This window comes from Streptomyces sp. NPDC036764 (assembly GCF_055609385.1).
The window spans coordinates 514765-534640 of sequence record NZ_JBVJPT010000001.1; the positions used below are offsets into that span (position 1 = coordinate 514765).

Sequence of the window (19876 nt, forward strand, 5' to 3'; positions counted from 1 at the left end):
CCGCCATGGCCGCCGACGCCACCCCCACCCCGTGGACCGAGCTCGACAGCCCGCTGGGCCCCCTCCTCCTCACCGCCGACCCCGCCACCGGCGCCCTGGCCTCGCTCTCCGTGCCGGGCCAGAAGGGCGGGCGGACCGTCCAGGACGGCTGGCGGCGCGACCCGGCGCTCTTCCGCGCGGCCGAGGAACAGCTCGCCGCCTATCTCGCCGGTGAACTCAAGGACTTCGAGCTGGAGTTCAGCACGAGGGGCAGCGAGTTCCGGGAGCGGGTCTGGGCGGCTCTCGACGACGTGCCGTACGGCGCCACCACGACGTACGGCGCGATCGCCACGCGGATCGGCGCTCCCCGCGCCGCCGTACGGGCCGTCGGCGGCGCGATCGGTGCCAACCCGCTGCTGATCGTCCGCCCCTGCCACCGGGTGATCGGCGCCGACGGGTCATTGACCGGCTATGCGGGCGGCCTCGACCGCAAGGTGCGGCTGCTGACGCTGGAGGGTTCCCTCTAGGCGTCCTCCAGCCCCCAGTGGGGTGCCTCCTCGTTCGGCCGGACCGGTGCGATCGTCAGGTCCGGCCGGTCGCCCCGCGCCGTGATCAGCGCCGAGTTCCCCTTCGGCAGGGCGATGCGGATCGCCCCGTCACCGGCGTCGGAGTACCGCAGCGGCCGGCCCCGGCCGTCCCGCACGTCGACCGGACCCGCGACGCCGTGCCGTACGACGCATGGCTCACCGGCCTCGCTGGTCAGCCGCACCCAGCGGGTGACCCCGCCCGTGCGCACCGCCGACAGCAGGAACGCGCCCTGGGTGCGGAAGTCGTGCACCGTCACATCCGCCCAGACGTCCGGGAGGGCCGGGAAGACGCGGATCGTGCCGCCCCAGGACTGGCACACCATGTCGTGCAGGGACTGGGCCGCCGACAGCGGCGTCTCGATGACCGGGCCGGACTCCTTGTACATGGTGTTGGGCTGCACGAACCGGGTCATGAGCTCGCCCAGGTACCGCAGGGCGTCCTCACCCTTGCCGAGCAGCGCGGACATCGACGCCGCGCCGGTGAAGGTGTAGCCCTGCAAGGCACCCTCGAAGCCCACCCAGTGGGCCAGCGACCGCTCGATCAGGGCCCGTTCGGCGGCGGTGCGGCCCGTCAGCTCGTACAGCGGGTACACCGCGAGCAGATGGGAGTAGTGGCGGTGGGACTTCGTGAACGGGATGTCCGCGCCGATCATGAAGCCGTTCGCGTCGGTCGGATACGCCGCCCGCTTGGCGAGCACCTCGCGCCAGCGGGGCGCCGACGCGTCGTCGATGCCGAGGAGTTCGGCCGAGTCGAGCAGCGTGCGGCAACCCCAGGTCAGCAGCATCAGGTCGTAGTTGCAGTCCCGTGAGTCGCCGCCGTACTCCGGGGAGAACGTCGCCGGCAGATGCAGTTTCCCGTCCGGGCCCGGTTCCAGGAAGTGCAGGTAGTAGGCGACCGCCTTGCGCAGTAGCGGGAACAGGACGTCCCTGAGGATCGACTCGTCCATGGAGTGGCGGTAGCTGAGCCAGACGTTGTGCAGCGCCCAGGTGAGGTTGCCGACCTCCGGGGTGGGCGGGTCCTGGCCGGGGACGCCGACGCCGTAGCCGGTGAGCGGATCGGCGGCGCCGTTGACCAGTCGCGGGTCGGTGGTGCGCGGGATGCCGAGGGAGTCGGCGCGGTACGGTGCGGGCGTCTCCGCTGCCAGGTTGTCCCGGAACTCGCTCAACGACCTGGTGATCGCGTCGAGTTCGAGGTGGTTGGAGCCGTGGATCGGCCAGTACTCGAGCTGTGCGTTGAGGTTCCACCAGGTGTTGGGCCACGGGGTGGGCTCCAGCCAGGGCCCGCATGTCGCCATCACGGGGGCGTCACGGCGGGCGGCGGAGGCGGTCTTGTACAACTGGATCCAGTAGAAGCGCTGCATCCGGGCGTCTGGCAGGGACAGGAAGCTCTTGCGGTAGTAGGCGTGCCACCAGGCCCGGTGCGACACCGCCAGCTCGGAGTAGGGCAGCGGGCTCGCGCGGCGCACGGCCTTCAGCGCCCGCTCCAGTGCGGATGTCCCCGGGTACGAGTGCGCGACATGGACGTACAGGGTCCGCGCCCGGCCCGTGCTGCGCTCGCGCCACGCCGTCACGTGCTGTCCGCCCGCCAGCAGGGGCTGCACGGCGGCGGACACACCGTCGTGCTCGGCGACCTCGGCGGGCGGGTTGCCCCGGTAGCCGTCGGGCAGCGGCTTGAAGGCCGCGCGGGGGCTGATCGCGTCCGCCGGATGGAAGACCCACCGGAACGCGCGCTCGCCCGCGCTCGGGGTGACCTCGACGGCGAGGACCGAGCGGTCGTTGTGCACCAGTGCCCGCAGCGCGAGCGTGCCCCGGTCCGTGGTGAGCGTGCCGGTCAGCTCGGCGTCGCGCAGCCCGAGCCGCCAGTCCAGGCCGGTGATCGTGCCCACCGGCTCCAGTGTGAAGTGGCCGATCGGCAGGCGGGCCAGCCCGAAGAGCGAACCGAACTCGGGACGGTGGTCCTGCACCTCGGAGTGCTGGACGTTGAAGCGCACGGCGCTGGTCGTGGCACCCGGCTCGGCGTAGATGCCGGAACCGAGGAAGCCGTTGCCGAGGAAGGGGCCCTCGTACCAGGTCGCCGGCATGCGGCGCCACACGAGGTCGGCGTCGTCGAGGACGGTGCGCCAGGGGTCGCGGGAGGCCTGCGCCTCGGGTCTCGCGGTGGCCGCGTTGGCCTGTTCGGGCAGTCCGCCGGTGAGGAGGGTCCCGCCCAGAGCGGATCCGGTGGCGAGCACGGTACGTCTGGACGGGCTGGGCATGGCGCCTCCCGGCGGCTCGTACAGGAACGTGGAGATTCATCGGAGCTATCCCGGGACGCAACGTAGAGAACGTGCCATGGCTCGTCAATAGTGGAGTGGTGTTGAGATAGAGACCCGATGTATCAGCCCCAGATCACGGCACCCAACCACGCCCCCGCGATGAGCTGGCAGGTGAACAGCTCCGCCAGCACGCTCGACCCGCCCGACCGCATCGCCGTCCGCAGCGCGGCCTTCGCTTCGCCGCGGCGGCCCAGGCGCAGCCGTTCCTCCAGGTAGATACCGGCCATGAAGCCGGGGATCGAGCCGATGACGGGGATCAGGAAGAAGCCCAGGAACGACCCCGCCCCGGCGTACACGGTCATCCGGCGGCCGGCCCAGTTCGGGCGCATCCGGCGGGGCGGGAGCGCCCAGCGGACCACCTGGGACAGGAACAGTGCGACGGTCGCCCCCACCAGCACCCACCACGCGACCGGCTGGGGATCCTTCACCGCCCACCACATGACCGCGGCCCACACCAGCCACGACCCCGGCACACCGGGCACCAGCACTCCGCACAGGCCGAGCAGGAGGACCAGACCGACCAGCAGCAGGTCCCAGACTCCCATCTGACCAGAGTGCCGGAGCCCGCGAGAACGCGCAGATCAGCGATGCCGCACGGGGTACGACCCGGCACGCCCGCCGCCCGTCACCCCTGTCGCTCCCGCGCCACCCACCCCCGCTCGTACGCGTGCCACCCGAGCTGCAGCCGGGTGGACACCCCGGTCAGCTCCATCAGGTGCTTCACCCGGCGCTGCACGGTCCGCAGGCCCAGGTCGAGCTGCTTGGCCACGCTCGCGTCGGTCAGGCCGGCCAGCAGCAGCGAGAGCACCTCCAGATCGGTGTCGTCGGGGCCCTCCGGCTGCTGCTCGGTGACGCCGGACGTGCCGAGGCTGACCGGCAGCGCGTCCCGCCACACCGACTCGAACAGCCCGCAGAGCAGCTCCAGCAGCCCGCTGGCGTGCACGACCAGCGCGGCCGGCTCCGCGGTGTGCGAGGTCAGCGGCACCAGGGCGAGCGTCCGGTCGGCGATCACCAGCTTGGTCGGGACCTGGTCCACCACACGCACCTGCTCCTGGCGGCCGAGGGCGGCGGACAGCTCGGTGACACCGTGCGGCTGGTCGAGGACCGCGCGCTCCAGGACCACGCGATAGCGCACCCCGCGATCGGCGGCCTGCTCCTCGGCGTCGTTCTCCATGCCGGTCACGGCGACAGGGCTGCCCGTGACCAGCGCGCACACCTCGTCACTGGCGCCGAGCTGGAGCTGGAGGAAGCGCTGCGACACCGCGGCCGCGCCGATCACCACCTCGACCAGGTCGTGCACGGCCGTCTCGGTGGCCCCCGCCCGGTACTCCTCGGCGAGCAGCGCGGCCGCCAGCTCCGCCTTCTCCAGCTCGTGGCGCTGCTGGGTGAGCAGCGCGCCCAGCGCCACCCCGGGCGGCGCGGCGACCCAGCGGCCGGGGCGGGCCGAGGACTGGGCGGCGAGCCCGTGCCGCTCCAGGCGGCGCAGGGCGCGTTCGGTGTCGTGCTCGCCGAGCGTCAGCCGTCTGGCGAGATCGGGGACGTCGGCGGCGCCCGCGGACACCAGGGCCCGGTACGCCGACTCGTGCGTCTCGTCGAGACCAATCGCTCCCAGCATCGGGCCGCGTTCCTCCCCAGGTCGAACACCGGTGTCCGGTCCGTGGCGGAAAACGGCCACGGCGCAAAACCGCCTCCGCACATCATCGCGGTACCACCGCTCACTCTGCCAAGGTGTCGCCACCGCAGCATCAACCACCGCCCGCAATGCCCGACTTGGGCCTCCTTGGCCTGCGCTTTGGCGCTCGCGGGCATGCGGCAGCAAGGGAAGAGGGCGATCTTGGGGAGAGCGATTTCGCGTACGGCACTGGGCGCGGCCACCGCCGCGATCCTGGCCGTGACGCCGGCCGTACCCACTCACGCGGCCACCGCCGGGCCGAGACCGCCGGCCGGCACCGGCGACCGGGCCACCCCCGGTGCCGACGCCGGTTCCGTCGTCACCCTGGTCACCGGCGACCGCGTCCTCGTCACCCGGGACGGGGCCGTCGCCCTGCCCGGCCCGGACGGCACCACCCCCTTCACCCAGACCCGCCGGTCCGGCGACGACCTGTACGTCTACCCCGAGCGCGCGACCGGGGCACTCGCCGCCGGCCGGGTCGACGAGGAACTGTTCAACGTCACCGGCCTGGTCCGCCAGGGCTACGACGACGCGCACCGCGCGACGCTCCCGCTGATCGCCACCTACGACCGCTCCGTCGCCCGTTCCGTGCCGCCCACCCCGCGCGGCGCCGAACGCGGCCTCGTCCTCGACCCGATCGACGGGGTCGCGCTGGAGGCCGACAAGAAGAAGGCCGCCGACCTCTGGGCCGACCTCACGAGCCCCCGCTCCCGCGCGGCTGGCGACCTGAAGAAGCTGTGGCTCGACGCCAAGGTCCAAGCCACGCTGGACCGTTCGACCCGTCAGGTGCACGCCCCCGAGGCGTGGGCCGCCGGCTACGACGGCAAGGGCACGAAGGTCGCCGTCCTGGACACCGGCGTCGACGCCGGACACCCCGACCTCAAGGGCCGGATCAGCGCCTCGAAGAACTTCACCGACTCCCCGGACGCCGACGACCACGACGGCCACGGCACCCACACCATCTCAACCGTCGGCGGCACGGGCGCCGCGAGCGACGGCAGCAAGAAGGGCGTCGCCCCGGCCGCCGGGCTCCTCAACGGCAAGGTCCTGAACGACTACGGCTACGGCGAGACCTCGTGGATCATCGCCGGCATGCAGTGGGCCGTCGACCAAGGAGCCGACGTCGTCTCGATGAGCCTCGGCAACCCGGCCCGCACCGACTGCACCGACCCGATGGCCCAGGCGACGGAGGAACTGGCCCGGTCGAGCGAGAACACCCTGTTCGTCATCGCGGCGGGCAACACCGGCCCCGGCAACAACACGGTCTCCTCCCCGGGCTGCGCCCCGAGCGTCCTCACCGTCGGCGCCGTCGACCGCGACGACACCACGGCCTCCTTCTCAAGCCGCGGCCCGGCGTACGGCTCGCACACCCTCAAGCCGGAGATCACCGCACCGGGCGTCGGCATCTCCGCCGCCCAGGCGGGCGGACGCGGCGTGTACGCGTACCAGTCGATGAGCGGTACGTCGATGGCGACTCCGCATGTCGCGGGCGCGGCGGCCATCGTCAAGCAGCGCCACCCCGACTGGAGCGCCCGGCAGATCAAGGCGGCCCTCGTCTCCTCCGCGGAGGCCTCCGTCCCCGGCGACGTCCGCGAGACGGGCGGCGGACGCCTCGACGTGCGGGCCGCGATCGGACAGAAGGTGCTGGGCGCACCCGCCCTGCAGGCCGGCACCTTCAACTGGCCGCAGGACGCGAGCGACCGTACGACGGTCGCCGTGCCCTACACCAACACCACGGACAGGGCGGTGGAGTTGAAGCTGACGGTGCCCGCCGTCACCGGCAACGACGGCTCCACCGTCCGCTCGCACCCCGCCCGGCTCGACGCCCGCAAGGTCACCGTCCCGGCGGGGCGGACGGTCGAGGTCCCGCTGCGGATCGACCCGACGGCTCAGTTGGAGCGGGCCCAGTACGGCGACGTCACCGGTCGCGTCCTCGCCACGGCCGACGGCGTCACGATCTCCACGCCGTTCTCGCTGTACGTCCAGCCGGAGACCGTCACGCTGCGCGTGAAGCTGCTCGACCGCCTCGGCAAGCCCGCCGGCGGCGCCTCCTCCGTCGACCTGATCGGCACCGACGACGCGACCGGCGAACGCCGCTTCAACGAGGGCGCGACCGACCAGACGTACCGGATCCGTCCCGGTGCCTACTTCCTCTCCAGCTTCGTCGCCACCCCGGACACCGAGGGCACGCTTCTCGACTCCCTCACCTACCTCGGCCGTCCGCAGCTTGAGATCCGCGACGACACGACCGTCGTCCTCGACGCCCGCAAGGCCCACCGCCTGACCGTCGGCGCGGACCGGCCCACCGAACTCCGCGGCGCCACCCTCGGGTTCGCGCGGAGCTGGGACGAGACCTGGCTGCACGCGGGCACGGCGGCCGGCGGGCGTGAACTGCGCGGCTACTACGCCTCCGTCACCGGCCGGGCGACCGACGGGGACTTCGAGTTCGACAGCTTCTGGCGGGCGGCGGCCCCGCAGATCACCGAACTCGCCGTCGTGGGCGGCCCGTCGCTGCACCCGACCACCGCGTCCTACAGCTCCGCCAACCTCGACGGCAGCGGCCGGGCGGCCCTGTTCGACGCCAAGTCCGGTACGGCGGAGGAACTTTCGGGTGCCGCCGGGAAGATCGCGCTCGTCGGGATCCCGGACGGCGGGAGCGCCTACGAGATCGCGACACGCGCGAAGGAGGCGGGAGCCGTGGCCGTCCTCGTCCACCGTGACGCGCCGGGCCGCTGGTACCCGTCGGCCGGCTTCACCGGCGGCCCGCTGCCCGTCCTCGCCCTCCCGGCCGAGGAGGCGAAGGCCCTGCTCACGGCCGGGGACGTGACCCTGCGCTGGACGGCCACCGCCAAGAGCCCGTACGTCTACAACCTGGCCTTTCTCGAGAAGGGCCCGATCGGCGGCGACCGCGCCTACCGCGTCCGGGACCGCGACCTCGCGGCGACCACGGCGACGTACAACTCGATGTCGGGCGGCGCCACCGACCACGTCGACCTGACGTCCATGACCCGCCCCAACGGACTGACCGGCTACTTCAGCGGCCTTGAGACGGTCCCCGCGCCCTTCCGGCGCACCGAGTACCACTCGCCGGGCACGACCGGCTGGGAGCACGAGGTGTCCAGCAGCTTCCCATGGGGCGAGTTCATGATCGACCCCATGCGCAGCTACGCGAAGGGCGAGCGGCGCACGGAGGAGTGGTACGGCGGCGTCCTCGCCCCCGCCGCCCCGCGCGACGACCACGGCCGGCCCGCGCTCGCCGCCGAACGGCAGGGCGACCTGATCGGCGTGGCACCCGGCTTCTGGGGCGACGGCCAACACCAGGGCGTCCAGGGCAGCTTCGGCGACATCGGCAGCATGACCCTGACCCGGGACGGCGAAACCGTGGGCGAAAGCCCCTACCCCTTCGGCGTGTTCGCCGTCCCGGCCTCGGAGTCTACGTACGAACTCACCCTCCACACCGCCAAGATCGGCCCTCCGGCCCGGGCGTGGAACCGCTCCACGAGCACGACCACGACCTGGTCCTTCCGCTCCGCACACGACGAGGACACCTACTCGCAGGGCATACCACTGCTGTTCCCGTGGTACGCGCTGCAGGAGGACGGTCTGAAGACGCTCCCCGCCGCGGACGGACAGACCATCACGCTCTCGGCGACGGGCCACGCGGGCTACGAGCCCGGTGAGTTGACGCGGGCCCGGCTCTCGTATTCGTACGACGAGGGCCGGACCTGGACCGAGGCGCGGACGGTACGCCGAGGCGACGGGAGCTGGAAGGCGACGGTGAACCACAGCGGAGCTACAGGAAAGCGGGTCACACTTCGATCGGTCCTGACCGACGCGCACGGCGCCTCGGTCACCCAGATCGTGACCCGGGCCTACGACGTGCGCTGACGCGCGCGAAGGGGATCGGGGCCCGGGTCACCCGGCAGTCGCCGGGCGGTTCTCCCGTGGGGGGTGGGGCCGCCCGGCGACGTGTGTCTCCCGGTGTTTCGCAAGACTGTTCAAGACCTCACCCGACATGCCGTCCGGGTGGGCCCCGCGAGGCCGGATTTTCCGGATGCCCCGTTTTCATCCGGGCCGTGCGGTGGACAATTGGGGGCATGAACCAGCAGGGGGGTAAGCCCACCGGCCGCGAGGACGACTGGTGGAGGCAGCTCTACGGTGACCGTACCGATGACACGGGCCCGACGACGGCCCGCGACTCACTGGACGACCGCTTCGCCTCGGCCGCCGGGGCGGTGAGCCAGCGGCCGGGAGCGGCTGTGCCGGTTCCGCCACCACGAGCCGACGCGGATGCCGTGGAGCCCGCGTCGACGTTCCCGGCCGGGCTGCCGAAGCCGCCGGGGTTCACGGTGGAGGCACCTCCCGCCGACGTGGGGCCGCCATCTCCGACCGACTTGGGGCCACCGCCTCCGCCCCCGGTCGTGACCGCTGAGCGGCCCGGCCCGGCCGTCGAGCCCGCCCCGCCGCCACGCCCCCTCGCCTACGTGGGCGACGGCCCGCCCACCTACGCGGCCGAGCCCACCGCCCTGCCGCCCGCCGACCCGGACGACCTCGACGACCTGGTCGCCGACACCGTCCTCGACGGCGCCCACTACGGCGCCTGCACCCTGCGAGCCGTCTCCCTGCGCGGCGACTCCGCCCGCTACCGGGGCGAACCCCGCCGCGACTCCCTGCTCACCGCCCGCTTCGGCACCGGCGACCACGCCCTGCTCCTCGTCGCGATGGCCACCGGCGCCCGCGCCACCCCGGGCGCGCACCGCGCCGCCGCCGAAGCCTGCCACTGGATCGGCCGTGCCGTCGGCCGCAGTCACGCGAGGCTCTCCGAGGACATAAGGGCCGCACGGCGCGGCGACCTGAAGTCCGGACTGCACCGCCTGACCGACCGCAGCCTCGGCAAACTCCGCGCCAGCGCCGCCGAACAGGGCATAGAACCCGAGGAGTACGCGGCGACCCTGCGCTGTCTTCTGCTGCCCGCCGACCCCGAGTGCCGTACGCGCGTCTTCTTCGGCGTCGGCGAGGGCGGACTCTTCCGGCTGCGGAACGGCGAATGGCAGGACATCGAACCCCGCGTCACCGACGCCACCGGCGAACCCGTCGTCGGCTTCGGCTCGCTGCCGGCCGAGACGCCCGAAGGCGACCGCCTCACCATGGACCTCGGCATCACCACACCGCCGAGCCCCTACGACCCGGACCCCGAGCCGCACCGCGAACCCTTCCGCTTCCGCGCCTCCGTCGCCCGCCCCGGCGACACCCTCCTCATGTGCACCAGCGGCCTCGCCGACCCCGTGCGCGGCGAGCCCGAACTGGCCGCCCACCTGACCGGACGCTGGTCCGCCCTCGAACCGCCCGGTCTCGCCGAGTTCCTCGCCGACACCCAGGTCCGGGTGAAGGGGTACGCGGACGACCGTACGGCGGCCGGCGTATGGGAGGCGTGACGGGCCCCGAGCGCTCCTACTCCTCCCAGGGCACCCAGGCGCGGGCCGAGGTGTCGTAGGCGAAGTTCTTCAGGCCCTTGGTGCTTGTCGTGCGGAACGGGCGGCCGTGGTCGTCGATGCGGACCGTGCCGGTGCGGCCCTGGGACGACCAGTCCAGTTCCAGGTACCAGGTGCAGTCGCAGGTCACCGTGCGCGCGTCGACCAGCAGTACCTCCGGGTCCTCGGCGGACACGCGGTACGGCAGTCGCATCGCCGGGATGGTGACGCCCGTGTCGTTGCCGTCGGCCGGGCGGGCGATGGGCCGGTCCTTGTCCAGGTCGACCTCGAAGTAGCGGGGCGTCAGCGCTCCGCCGCAGCCGTGGTCCATGGCGTAGTCGGTGCCCTCCACGGGCGCCGAACGGCTGACGACACGCACCCGCAGCGCCTCCAGGACCACGGCCGTGGACGACCGGCCCTGCACCGTGATCTTCACAAGGGTCTGCCGCCCGTGCACGGCGCTCTGCGTCGCCGCCCAGACCGCGGCGTCCTGCGGGTTCGGCGGCGGCGGGACCTGCTGCGGCGGCTTGTCGATGACGTAGTCGTGACCGCAGCCGGCCTGCCAGACATGGGAGTCGGCGCTCCAGGTGAGGGGCACGCCGGTCGAGGGCTGCGGCGGGCCGGCCTTCTTCGAGGGCCGGTCGGCGGTTTCGGTCGGCTTCGCCGAGGACTTCTTCGACGGGTCGGCCGAGGGGGAGGGCGTGCTGGGGGAGGGGCTCGGGGACTTGGACGACTTCGGGCGCCGGGTGTCGGGCTCCGTCGTACGGGGCGGATCGACGGCCTCGACGGAGTCGCTGCCGCTGCGGCGGTCGTCCGGGAGGGCGGAGAGGCTGCCGAGCGTGGCGAGGAGCGCGGTCGCCGCGGCCCCCGTGACCAGCAGGCGCCGGCGGCGGTACCAAGGGCGGTGGGGAGGGGCCGGCGATACCGGGCCCTGGATCGGTTCCCCGTCGAGTTCGGGGGGCGCGTCCGAGGGGGCCGTGTCCGCGGGGGGCCCGTCCGAGGGGGACGCCTCCGACGCCTCCTTCGCCTCGGCGGCCGTGGGGCCGGAAGCCGCCGCGGTGGCGGCGGCCGTACGCGACCGCTGCCGCGCGGCCAGCGCCAGGATCCACCATCGGTGCAGCTCCAGGCGCTCCTCCGGCGTCGCCCCGCACAGCGCGGCGAACCGCTCGACCGGGGCGAAGTCGAGGGGGACCGCGTCACCGGCGCAGTAGCGGTGCAGCGTGGAGGTGTTCATGTTCAGGCGGCGGGCCAATTGACCGTAACTGCGGTCGGTGCGTTCCTTCAGGCGTCTGAGTAACGCCGCGAACTCCTGCACGTCGTCGTCCTGTGCTTCCGACACTGTTCTCCCGTGTCCTCCGCGTCCCGGGACGGCATCCCAGGCACTCCATATACCTGCACGTCAGAAGGGCTGGGATGGTTCCACCGTCGCCGATCGGGCGACGGCGCTTGCGGCCGCCCGCTGTGACGGCTGATGCTCAAGGTGTCGCACCGACACGGGCCGGGGGGACCAACCGGCGTCGGCGACGATCCACTTCCGCACGTTCACGCAGTCATGCACTCATCTCATCCACGGGGGACCACCCATGCTCAAGCGCACCCGAGCCGGCATGCTCACCGCACTCGTCGCCGTCGGCCTCACGGCAGGCGCCGCACTCTCCGCCGCGCCGGCCGGCGCCGCGCCGAGGACGCCCGCTCCGAAGTTCCTCGCGGCGTCCGAACTGCCGCCGCACTCCACCGGCTGGACCGCCGACAAGGTCAAGGGCGGCATCCCGGAGGAGATGCAGTACTGCTTCGGCGAGGCCCTGCTCGCCTACGACTCCCGTTACCGCACCTTCCGCACCGAACTCGAAACCGGTGCCGAGCAGCTCAACATCACGGTCGGCGACAGCGCCAAGGCCAAGGCCCTGGCCACCCGCCTCGACAAGGAGGTCAAGCGCTGTGTCACGCGCATGGACGCCGACCCGGACGTCGAGGCCGACTACAAGAGCTACGGCAGCCTGCCGGTCGAGGAGGGCGCCCGCGTGCACGGCTTCGCGACCCGTGCCTCGTGGGGTGCCATGGACATCCACCTCGTGTCGGTGGGCCGGGACGGCGGCACCGTCACGGTCGTGCAGTGGGGGCAGATGGGCGACTTCACGGACGCGCCGGTGAAGGCCTTCAAGAAGACGACCACTACCGCCGTCAACAAGCTCTACTGACCGACGCGTCACCGGACCGTCACCACAGCGGGGCCGCCCTCCCGGACGGGGGTCGGGCGGGCGGCCCCGCGCCCATGACCGCACCGCCCGGAACAAGGAACCCTGGCGCCGCCGCCCCTTTCCACGGGCGGACACCCGCGAATTCCGGCCAGTTTCAAAGGCTGCCGAAAGGTGGCCCGAGGCGCCCTGTTGCCCGGCCGCAGGACCTATGGGCGTCCAGCCCGCCTACGACCCCAACCGCCCCACCGCTTCGCCGACTACGGCCGGATCGACAGGGCGGCATCGACGTACGGGCCGATCCCCTGCGGTCGGCGCGACCGCAGGGCAGTCGGTCCGATGCCGTGCACGACCGCACGGGCGGGCCGTCTCCCTCCAGCACCGGATGCCTCGCCCCGGCTCACCTCGCCGCGAGCGCGCCTTCGGCCGGGAAGCCGGGGTGCGGCCGGTCGCGGACCCGGACCGGTCGACGCCCATGGCGGCCTCCGGGCGGCCGACGGGTGACGTTTCGGCTTTCATCCATCCTGCCTGGACCGCCCCAACCGTGGCCGAACACCTGGTCGTTCACGATTCGACATGACTGGCGCCGAGTCCCACTGGGAAATGGTTCCCGTGAACGTGTTCGAGCCAGGAGGGGAACCGACATCGGCACGCGGGCGGGGGTCATGAAGAGGCAGGCGCGAGGAGGCGGTCCCGTGACATTCGGGGCCTCCTCGACGGAGGCAGTGGAGGACAGGGCCGCGAGCGCCGGGGAACACGCGCAGCCGCCTCAGCTCAGGCGCAGACTCGGGCGGCGGGACCTACGAGCCGTACCGGAGGCACGAAGGGCGCTGCGGGAGCTGTTACGGCACTGGGGGAGGGCGGGACGATCGGACGTGGCCGAACTGCTCACCAGCGAGCTCGTCACCAACGCGCTCGTGCACACCGACCGGGACGCGGTCCTGACGGCGACCGTCGGGCCGGGCGGACTGCGGGTGGAGGTGAGGGACTTCGTGACCCGGCTGCCCAGACCGCGCGTACCGAACGCCGACGACGGTACGAGCGGCAGGGGCCTGATCCTGGTCCAGTCCCTCGCGGACGCCTGGGGTGTGCGCACGCACGCGGTCGGGAAGGCGGTCTGGTTCGAACTCGACGCGGGCGCCGCGTGACGACGAAGGGGCGCGACCCGTCTCGGGTCGCGCCCCTTCGTCGATGACGTCGATGCGTCGCTGACCGGCCGGCTCAGCCGAACTGCTGCTCCAGGTCCTTGAGCTTGCGCTCAAGGGAGTCGAGACGGGGCAGCGCCATTGTGTCGTCCTCCGCGGTGAGGTCGACGGTCATCGCGTCGGAGCCGGTGCGTACGGGCTGCAACGAGGGACGCGTACGCACGGGCAACTGTTCCGGCGTGGATATGGCAGGCTCCGCGGAGACCTGCGTCGAGGCGCGCTCCAGGGCCTGCGGCTCTGCCTGTCGGCCGTTGCCGCGGCCGATGAAGCCGCGGTGGCCCCGGCTGATGGCCTTGAGCTGGGCCCGCTCCATGCGCTGCTGGTCGCGCCGGCGCAGCCGGCTCTCGTCCTTCTGCCGCTTGTCCTCGCGGACCTCGTCGACCGCCTCGTCCAGACTGCGCACGCCCTCCAGGAGCATCAGCGACCAGGCCTTGTAGGTCTCACGGGGCGCCCGCAGCCAGCGGACGATCCGGATCTGCGGGAGGGGCCTGGGCACCAGACCCTGCTCGCGCAGGGCGGCCCGGCGGGTCTGCTTCAGGGCCCGGTCGAACAGCACGGCCGCGGAGAGGGACATACCGGCGAAGAAGTGCGGTGCCCCGTCGTGACCGAGACCCCTGGGCGCGTGCACCCAGTTGAACCAGGCCGCGGCGGCCGCGAACGTCCATACGAGTATCCGGGAGCCGAGGGCCGCGTCACCGTGGCTGGCCTCGCGCACCGCGAGGACGGAGCAGAACATCGCGGCGCCGTCCAGACCGAACGGCACGAGGTACTGCCAGCCGTTGTGGAGGCCGAGGTTCTGCTCACCGAAGCCGACCAGGCCGTGGAAGGAGAGGGCTGCGGCCACGGCCGCACAGCAGAACAGCAGCACATAGGAGGCGGTTCCGTATATGGCCTCCTTGCGCCTGCGGCGCTCTTCGCTGCGCTCCCACGAGTCGTCCGCGCCTGCGTCCTTCCCCGAGGTCTTCCCGCGCCGAAGCACCGCTATCGCCACCAGCAGGCCCAGGAGCAGGACGGCGCCCGGAAGCAGCCAGTTCAGCGATATGTCGGTCAATCTCATCTGGGGGTCCCTTGCATTGGGATAGGGCGTAACGCCCGCCATAGTGGCCCAATCCCACTGGCCCTCAGGGGGTTTCGGGGCAAGAGGCCGCCAAGGAAGTGCAAGGGGATGCCCAGGGCGGCGTTCTGCTCGAACTGCCGCTTGAGGGGCGGGAGTTGAGTTCGAACAAGACTACCCGTGCGGGTGGTTCCACGGAAAGTTCCTGCGCGAAGTGAGGAAATTGTGAAACGCCTGTAACCGTAACGGGTGTCCCGCTCATGGGTGATCTTACGGCACGAAGAGTTACGCGCCGTCTGAGGGGGCCTCAACTCACGCTGCTCAACCGGCGTTGGGCGCGAAGTTCAGCTCGCCGCCGCCAGGAGTTTGGTGACGCGGTCCGCGTCGCAGGTGCGCGGGCAGGTGGCGCAGGTGTCCGCGGGGCGCAGTGTGTAGAACATGCAGCAGCTCGCGCGGTCCCGGGTGGGCAGCGACTCGCCGTTCGGGCCGGTGAGTTCACGGAAGGCGGCCGAGCCGACGTACGGCTGCGTCGCGCCCGGCAGGAGCAGTTCCAGCTCGCGGCGGGCCCGGTCCTGCTCGCCGTCGCCGAACAGGTGGGCGACGTACCACAGGCCCTCGACTATCTCGTCGGTCGCCATGCCCCACAGTGCGCGGCCGCGGCGGCGCATGCGCGGGCCGAAGCCGGCGAGGACGGGTTCGAGGTGCTCGGCGATGGCGGCTCGTACCTCGGCGCGCAGTGCCTCCTCGTCCGGGACGACCCGGGCGCCCGGCAGGATGGCCGCCGGGTCGTCGGGGAGGCAGGCGAAGGTGGTCGCGCGGGCCGCCAGGCGGCCTATCGCGAGGCCGGGGGCCGTGCGGTCGTACGAGACATGTGTCACGGGGAGGCGGGGGACGCGGCGGTGCAGGAACCAGGGCACGGTGATCAGCAGGCAGACGGGCCAGGCGTAGCGGTGCAGGCCGAAGCTGGCGACTACGTCGGGGCGGGCGGGCTGTCCGTAGTCGCGCAGTACCTGCGCCTCGTCCCAGGCCAGGAAGGCGTCCAGGGGTCCGCCGCCGTCGGCGAGGGAGGCCGCGGTGATCCATCCGGCGTGATGCGGCAGCGGTTCGGGGGTGGGCGGCTGGATGATGTCCAGCCCCGGGAAGGCCGTGGTGAGACGGGTGTAGGCGTCTGCGAGGGCCGTAGGGGGCACGGACATGTGGGCCGCCGATCCGTGAGGCTTCAGAGGTAAGCCTTACCTTACCCAAGATCGCTGAGGTTTGAACTGTCGCGTTCTGCGCCTATGGTGCTTGACGGGTGAGTAACAACCCGCCGTAATGACCCCAAGTACCGACACGTCCGGAGGAGGACCGGTGAAGCAGAGCGCGCAGGGCTCCGCGGTTACGGGGAATCCGGAAGGCTCGGGTGTGGAGGGCGTGGGCGTGAGCGTGGGGAGCGGTGGTCCGGAGGTTCGTGCGGACGTGCCGCGGGTGCCTGCGCAAGGCCGGGGCGTCGACGCGCGGGGTGTACGGGCCGTGGATGTCGGTCCGGACCCGGGTGGTGCCGCGCCCGCGGCGCGTGGTGAGCACACGCACAGTGAGACGCCGATTCCGCGGCCGCGGCCGTTGGTGCAACGGGCCTCGGTGCGGGGGCAGATCCTGGACGCTCTGCGTACCGCGCTGGTCACGGGTGAGCTGACGCCCGGGGCGGTGTACTCGGCGCCTGCGCTGGGGGAGCAGTTCGGGGTCTCTGCCACGCCGGTGCGTGAGGCTATGCAGCAGCTCGCGTTGGAGGGGGCCGTCGAGGTCGTGCCCAACCGGGGGTTCCGGGTGGTCGAGCGGGGGGCTCGGGAGCTGGCGGAGCTGGCCGAGGTGCGGGCGTTGATCGAAGTGCCGGTGATGTTGCGGCTCGCGCGTACGGTGACTGCCGAACGGTGGGCGGAATTGCGGCCGTTGGCGGAGGCTACGGTGCGGGCGGCGTCGACCGGGTGCCGGGCCACGTACGCCGAGTCGGACCGTGGTTTCCATCGGGCTGTGCTCGCCTTGTGCGGCAACGAACAACTCGTCCGACTCGCCGACGATCTGCACCGGCGGGCTCAGTGGTCGCTGGTGAGTCCCGTACGGGCGTCCGGGCGGGGGCATGCCGATCTGCTCGCGGACGCGGCTGAGCATATGGCGCTGCTGGATGCGTTGATCGCGCGGGATCTGGATGTGGTGCGGTCGCTGGTGGGGGAGCATTTCGCCGGGTCGCGGTGAGCTGGCTGCGGGATGCGATGCCTGCGGCGCCTGTGCGGGGTGGGTGGGGGTGCGTGTAGCGCCGACGGTTCGGTGGGTGGGTCGGGGCCGCGCCGGGGGGTGTCCGTCCTCGGTCGGGCGGTTGCTGTTGCGCAGGGAGGGGCTGTTTGTTGACGCCCGCCGCTGCGGGCGGACACCCCCCGGCACGTCCCCTTGCGCCGTACGCGACTGCGGCCACGTCTTGGCACAGGCCCCTTGCAACCCCCTTAGGGGCGCGGGGAACTGCGCGACCGGCCACGACGGACCCGCAGCCGCCCCACCCGGGGGCGGCCACGTCCTGATGCAGGCCGCCTGCACCCGCCTAGGGGCGCGGGGAACTGCGCGACCGGCCACGACGGACCCGCAGCCGGCGTACGCGGTGGAGCCGTCGCCTCGTTCAACCCGCTCGTGGCCGTGGTACAGGGTGTTATGCCGTTGCCGCGTCCGGGGACTGTGGGGTCAGTTGGCGGGCCAGCCACGTGGGGACGCCTCCGAGGAGGCGGAAGAGGCGGGCGGCCTCCTCGCGTAGGCGGGACGCCTCCGGTTCGGTCTCCGTGTCCGCCAGGGAGGCCAGGGCGGGGGCCGTGCCGACCAGGTAGCCGAGTTCCTCACGGATGCGCAGGGACTCGGTGAAGCCGTGCCGGGCCTCCGCCAACTCGCCGTCGCGCAGGGCCAGTCCGGCCAGGTGGCGCCAGGTGAAGGAGAGCAGGAGGGGATCGGCGTGCGCCGTGGCGCCGGCGTGGGCCCGGCGGTAGGCCGCCCGCGCGGCCTGGGGTGAGCGCGCCAGGTTCTCCGCCAGCAGGCCCCGGCGGAAGTCGAGGAGGGCGCGGCCAGGTGCCCCGGGAGGGATCAGCGCCGCCGCCCGGCCCAGCGCCGCCCGCGCCTCGTCCGCCCGGTCGCGCACTTGGTGCAGGGTCGCCGCGTACGCAAGTTGCCCGCGTTCACAAGCGGCGGCACCCCGCTCGTCGTCACTGTGGGCGAGCGCCTCGGCCGTGCGGAGCGCGTCCTCGGCCTCCTCCCAGCCCTGCTCGGTGTAGAGGCAGCGCTCCACCAGCAAGGACGCCCGCTGGAGCGAGGCCGGCGCGGTCACCGGCTGTAGCAGGGCCGCCGCGTCCGCCCAGCAGGCGCGTGAGCGCAGCCGCCATACCGCGGTCTGGAGTGGATCGTCACCGGCGGTCGTTCCGTTACCAGACATGGCGGTATACGCCACCTCGCCCTCCCCGAGCACACCATTGAGCTGTTGAGTGGTGGCGGCATCTCAGCACGAATCTCCCGGCCCGGCCAAGAGGGTGGGTGAAGGATTTCACAAAGTCGTGGGACAGTGGCGGCACTTGGTGCCATCCGGCGGGACGGCCGGGTGAGGTCAACTCATCCGCAATGCCAAGAAGAAATCGAGCTTGTCCTCCAGTCGGGAGAGGTCCCGACTCGTCAACTGCTCGATCCTGCCGACCCGGTAGCGCAGTGTGTTGACGTGCAGGTGGAGACGGGTCGCGCAGCGGGTCCAGGAGCCGTCGCAGTCGAGGAACGCCTCGAGGGTCGGGATCAGTTCGGCGCGGTGACGGCGGTCGTAGTCGCGCAGGGGGTCGAGGAGGCGGGCCGTGAAGGCCCGGCGTACGTCGTCCGGGACGAAGGGGAGGAGGAGGACGTGCGAGGCCAGCTCCTGGTGGCCTGCCGCGCAGACCCGGCCGGGGCGCGCCGCCGCCACCCGGCGGGCGTGGCGGGCCTCCTCCAGGGCGCCGCGCAGGCCCTCCGCCGAGTGCACCGCGGCGCTGACGCCCAGCGTGACCCGGCCGTCGTCGTTCAGGCCCGCGGACAGCGGGGCGCGGACCGACTCCAGCAGCGCGTCGGCGAGGATGCCGGCCTCCGAGCCGTCGTGTTCCGAGGAGACGGCGGGGAGGGGGACGAGAGCGATGGCCTCGTCGCCCGTGTGAGCCACCGCGATGCGGTCGGAGGGTTCGGGGCCCGTGGCGACCGGGTCCACCAGGATCTCTTCCAGGAGGGACTGGGCGATCGGGCCCGCCTCGATGTCGGCGCCCTCCCACTCGGCCCGCGCGACCACCACCTGCCAGTGCGGGGCCGCCCCGAGGCCGGGCAGCAGGACCGGTGCGGCCACCCGGAGGCGTGCGGCGATCTCGGCCGGTGCCGCGCCCGTCTGGACCAGTTCCAGTACCTCCTGGGCGAGACGGCGGCGGACCGTGCGCGCCGCGTCCCGGCGGTCCCGTTCGACCGCGATGAGCTGGGTGACGCCCTGGAGGAGGTCGAGCCGCTCCTCGGGCCAGTCGCCCGCGTCCGCCTCCACGGCCAGCAGCCAGTCCGACAGCACCGTCTCGCGCACGTCCCGCGAGCCCTGCGCGGAGCGGCCGCTGCTGCGGATCGGGAACAGGGAGTACGTCGATGCGCCGAGGGTGATCCGGTGCGGCCCGCGGCGGCCCGTGCGGGCGGCCGTCAGATGCTCCGCCGCCAGCCTCGCGCACAGCTCGGCGGGCAGGGCGGGGCCGCCGACCTCGGAGCCCGCGATGAGCCGGCCCGTCGGCGACAGCACCCATGCCCGCAGGTCCAGGTCCGAGCCGAGGAGGTCCAGGACCACGTCCGGGCCGCCGCCCGCCGGGCCCGAGGTCATCATCCGGCGGTGCCGGTCGACGACGGCCGCCAGGTCCCCGGCCCGCTCGCCGCTGACCTGCCGTACGACATGCTCGGTGACCGTCGCGAACGCCACCGACTCGTGCACCGCGAAGAGCGGGAGGCGGTGGCGGGCACAGGCCGTCACCAGGTCGTCGGGGATGTCGCCGAGCTCTGCCTCACCGGCCGCGAGGGCGGCCACACCGGCCTGCGCCAGGATGCGCACGAAAGGGTCGGAGTCCGCGGCGTTGCGGCGCCACGCCAGCCCGGTGAGCACCAGCTCACCGCCGGAGAGGTAGCGGCTGGGGTCCCTGAGGTCGGTGGTCATCACGCCGCGCACGGTGCGATCCAGCTCGTCCTCGCCGCCGAGCAGCTTGAGGCCCAGCGCGTCAGTTTCCAGCAGTGCGCGCAGCCGCATTCTCGTCGCCGCCGTTCTTTGTCTCGAAATCTACGATGAATCTTGAAGGGTCTGTCGGGGCGGCCCGTACGGCGGGCCGATGAGCGGCGCCGGGGGCGGTGCTCATCGTCT

General features: G+C 72.6%; 14 protein-coding genes. 6 read left to right on the plus strand and 8 right to left on the minus strand.

Annotation, left to right across the window (positions count from 1 at the left end):
* Positions 1-5 precede the first annotated feature (5 nt).
* Positions 6-506 (plus strand): methylated-DNA--[protein]-cysteine S-methyltransferase, encoded by a 501-nt coding sequence (locus tag ACZ69Q_RS02200; protein WP_471040000.1) that lies wholly within the window; start codon positions 6-8, stop codon positions 504-506.
* Here the strand turns inward: ACZ69Q_RS02200 and ACZ69Q_RS02205 are convergent.
* From ACZ69Q_RS02205 to ACZ69Q_RS02215, 3 genes are all read right to left on the minus strand, one after another.
* The gene (locus ACZ69Q_RS02205) at positions 503-2821 is read right to left on the minus strand and encodes a glycosyl hydrolase family 95 catalytic domain-containing protein (protein ID WP_471034767.1); all 2319 of its coding nucleotides are present in this window, start codon (positions 2819-2821) and stop codon (positions 503-505) included. The two genes, ACZ69Q_RS02200 and ACZ69Q_RS02205, sit on opposite strands and share 4 nt — an antisense overlap.
* 122 nt (positions 2822-2943) lie before the next feature.
* Positions 2944-3426 (minus strand): DUF456 domain-containing protein, encoded by a 483-nt coding sequence (locus ACZ69Q_RS02210; RefSeq protein ID WP_471034770.1) that lies wholly within the window; start codon positions 3424-3426, stop codon positions 2944-2946.
* An 80-nt stretch (positions 3427-3506) separates the two neighbouring features.
* Positions 3507-4496, minus strand: a complete 990-nt coding sequence (locus tag ACZ69Q_RS02215) for a helix-turn-helix domain-containing protein (RefSeq protein ID WP_471034771.1) — start codon at positions 4494-4496, stop codon at positions 3507-3509.
* 192 nt (positions 4497-4688) lie between these two features.
* On the opposite strand from ACZ69Q_RS02215, the gene ACZ69Q_RS02220 reads away from it, so the two are divergent.
* Together ACZ69Q_RS02220 and ACZ69Q_RS02225 are read left to right on the plus strand one after the other, a co-directional pair.
* Positions 4689-8441 carry a S8 family peptidase gene (locus ACZ69Q_RS02220; protein ID WP_471034775.1) on the plus strand — a complete coding sequence of 1251 codons (3753 nt, stop codon included), beginning with the start codon at positions 4689-4691 and terminating at the stop codon, positions 8439-8441.
* Between the two features lie 209 nt (positions 8442-8650).
* Positions 8651-9988 (plus strand): PP2C family serine/threonine-protein phosphatase, encoded by a 1338-nt coding sequence (locus tag ACZ69Q_RS02225; protein WP_471034777.1) that lies wholly within the window; start codon positions 8651-8653, stop codon positions 9986-9988.
* A 16-nt stretch (positions 9989-10004) separates the two neighbouring features.
* Here ACZ69Q_RS02225 and ACZ69Q_RS02230 read toward each other — a convergent pair whose 3' ends face one another.
* On the minus strand, positions 10005-11363 hold the full coding sequence (locus ACZ69Q_RS02230; RefSeq protein WP_471034780.1) for a helix-turn-helix domain-containing protein: 1359 nt from the start codon (positions 11361-11363) through the stop codon (positions 10005-10007).
* 244 nt (positions 11364-11607) lie between these two features.
* Between ACZ69Q_RS02230 and ACZ69Q_RS02235 the strand changes: the two genes are divergently transcribed.
* Positions 11608-12222: a hypothetical protein gene (locus ACZ69Q_RS02235; RefSeq protein ID WP_471034785.1), complete on the plus strand. Its 615-nt coding sequence runs from the start codon at positions 11608-11610 to the stop codon at positions 12220-12222.
* 662 nt (positions 12223-12884) lie between these two features.
* A complete protein-coding gene (locus tag ACZ69Q_RS02240) occupies positions 12885-13367 on the plus strand; it encodes an ATP-binding protein (protein WP_471034789.1) in 483 nt (160 codons plus the stop codon).
* A 73-nt stretch (positions 13368-13440) separates the two neighbouring features.
* Here the strand turns inward: ACZ69Q_RS02240 and ACZ69Q_RS02245 are convergent, their stop codons facing one another.
* Both ACZ69Q_RS02245 and ACZ69Q_RS02250 read right to left on the minus strand, forming a co-directional pair.
* Positions 13441-14481: a DUF2637 domain-containing protein gene (locus tag ACZ69Q_RS02245; RefSeq protein WP_471034793.1), complete on the minus strand. Its 1041-nt coding sequence runs from the start codon at positions 14479-14481 to the stop codon at positions 13441-13443.
* Between the two features lie 341 nt (positions 14482-14822).
* Positions 14823-15674: a (2Fe-2S)-binding protein gene (locus ACZ69Q_RS02250; RefSeq protein ID WP_471034798.1), complete on the minus strand. Its 852-nt coding sequence runs from the start codon at positions 15672-15674 to the stop codon at positions 14823-14825.
* Positions 15675-15828: 154 nt separating this feature from the next.
* On the opposite strand from ACZ69Q_RS02250, the gene ACZ69Q_RS02255 reads away from it, so the two are divergent.
* Entirely contained in the window at positions 15829-16710 is an 882-nt protein-coding gene (locus ACZ69Q_RS02255; protein WP_471034803.1) for a GntR family transcriptional regulator, read from the plus strand.
* 445 nt (positions 16711-17155) lie between these two features.
* Here ACZ69Q_RS02255 and ACZ69Q_RS02260 read toward each other — a convergent pair whose 3' ends face one another.
* Both ACZ69Q_RS02260 and ACZ69Q_RS02265 read right to left on the minus strand, forming a co-directional pair.
* Positions 17156-17938 (minus strand): hypothetical protein, encoded by a 783-nt coding sequence (locus tag ACZ69Q_RS02260; protein WP_471034808.1) that lies wholly within the window; start codon positions 17936-17938, stop codon positions 17156-17158.
* A gap of 153 nt (positions 17939-18091) precedes the next feature.
* The gene (locus ACZ69Q_RS02265; protein WP_471034812.1) at positions 18092-19765 is read right to left on the minus strand and encodes a PucR family transcriptional regulator; all 1674 of its coding nucleotides are present in this window, start codon (positions 19763-19765) and stop codon (positions 18092-18094) included.
* Positions 19766-19876 lie beyond the last annotated feature (111 nt).

Excerpts from the sequence above, each read along its gene's own strand:
- ACZ69Q_RS02200 (WP_471040000.1), top strand. The coding sequence starts at position 6 with ATGGCCGCCGACGCCACCCCCACCCCGTGGACCGAGCTCGACAGCCCG.
- ACZ69Q_RS02205 (WP_471034767.1), bottom strand. The coding sequence starts at position 2,821 with ATGCCCAGCCCGTCCAGACGTACCGTGCTCGCCACCGGATCCGCTCTG.
- ACZ69Q_RS02210 (WP_471034770.1), bottom strand. The coding sequence starts at position 3,426 with ATGGGAGTCTGGGACCTGCTGCTGGTCGGTCTGGTCCTCCTGCTCGGC.
- ACZ69Q_RS02215 (WP_471034771.1), bottom strand. The coding sequence starts at position 4,496 with ATGCTGGGAGCGATTGGTCTCGACGAGACGCACGAGTCGGCGTACCGG.
- ACZ69Q_RS02220 (WP_471034775.1), top strand. The coding sequence starts at position 4,689 with ATGCGGCAGCAAGGGAAGAGGGCGATCTTGGGGAGAGCGATTTCGCGT.
- ACZ69Q_RS02225 (WP_471034777.1), top strand. The coding sequence starts at position 8,651 with ATGAACCAGCAGGGGGGTAAGCCCACCGGCCGCGAGGACGACTGGTGG.
- ACZ69Q_RS02235 (WP_471034785.1), top strand. The coding sequence starts at position 11,608 with ATGCTCAAGCGCACCCGAGCCGGCATGCTCACCGCACTCGTCGCCGTC.
- ACZ69Q_RS02240 (WP_471034789.1), top strand. The coding sequence starts at position 12,885 with ATGAAGAGGCAGGCGCGAGGAGGCGGTCCCGTGACATTCGGGGCCTCC.
- ACZ69Q_RS02245 (WP_471034793.1), bottom strand. The coding sequence starts at position 14,481 with ATGAGATTGACCGACATATCGCTGAACTGGCTGCTTCCGGGCGCCGTC.
- ACZ69Q_RS02250 (WP_471034798.1), bottom strand. The coding sequence starts at position 15,674 with ATGTCCGTGCCCCCTACGGCCCTCGCAGACGCCTACACCCGTCTCACC.
- ACZ69Q_RS02265 (WP_471034812.1), bottom strand. The coding sequence starts at position 19,765 with ATGCGGCTGCGCGCACTGCTGGAAACTGACGCGCTGGGCCTCAAGCTG.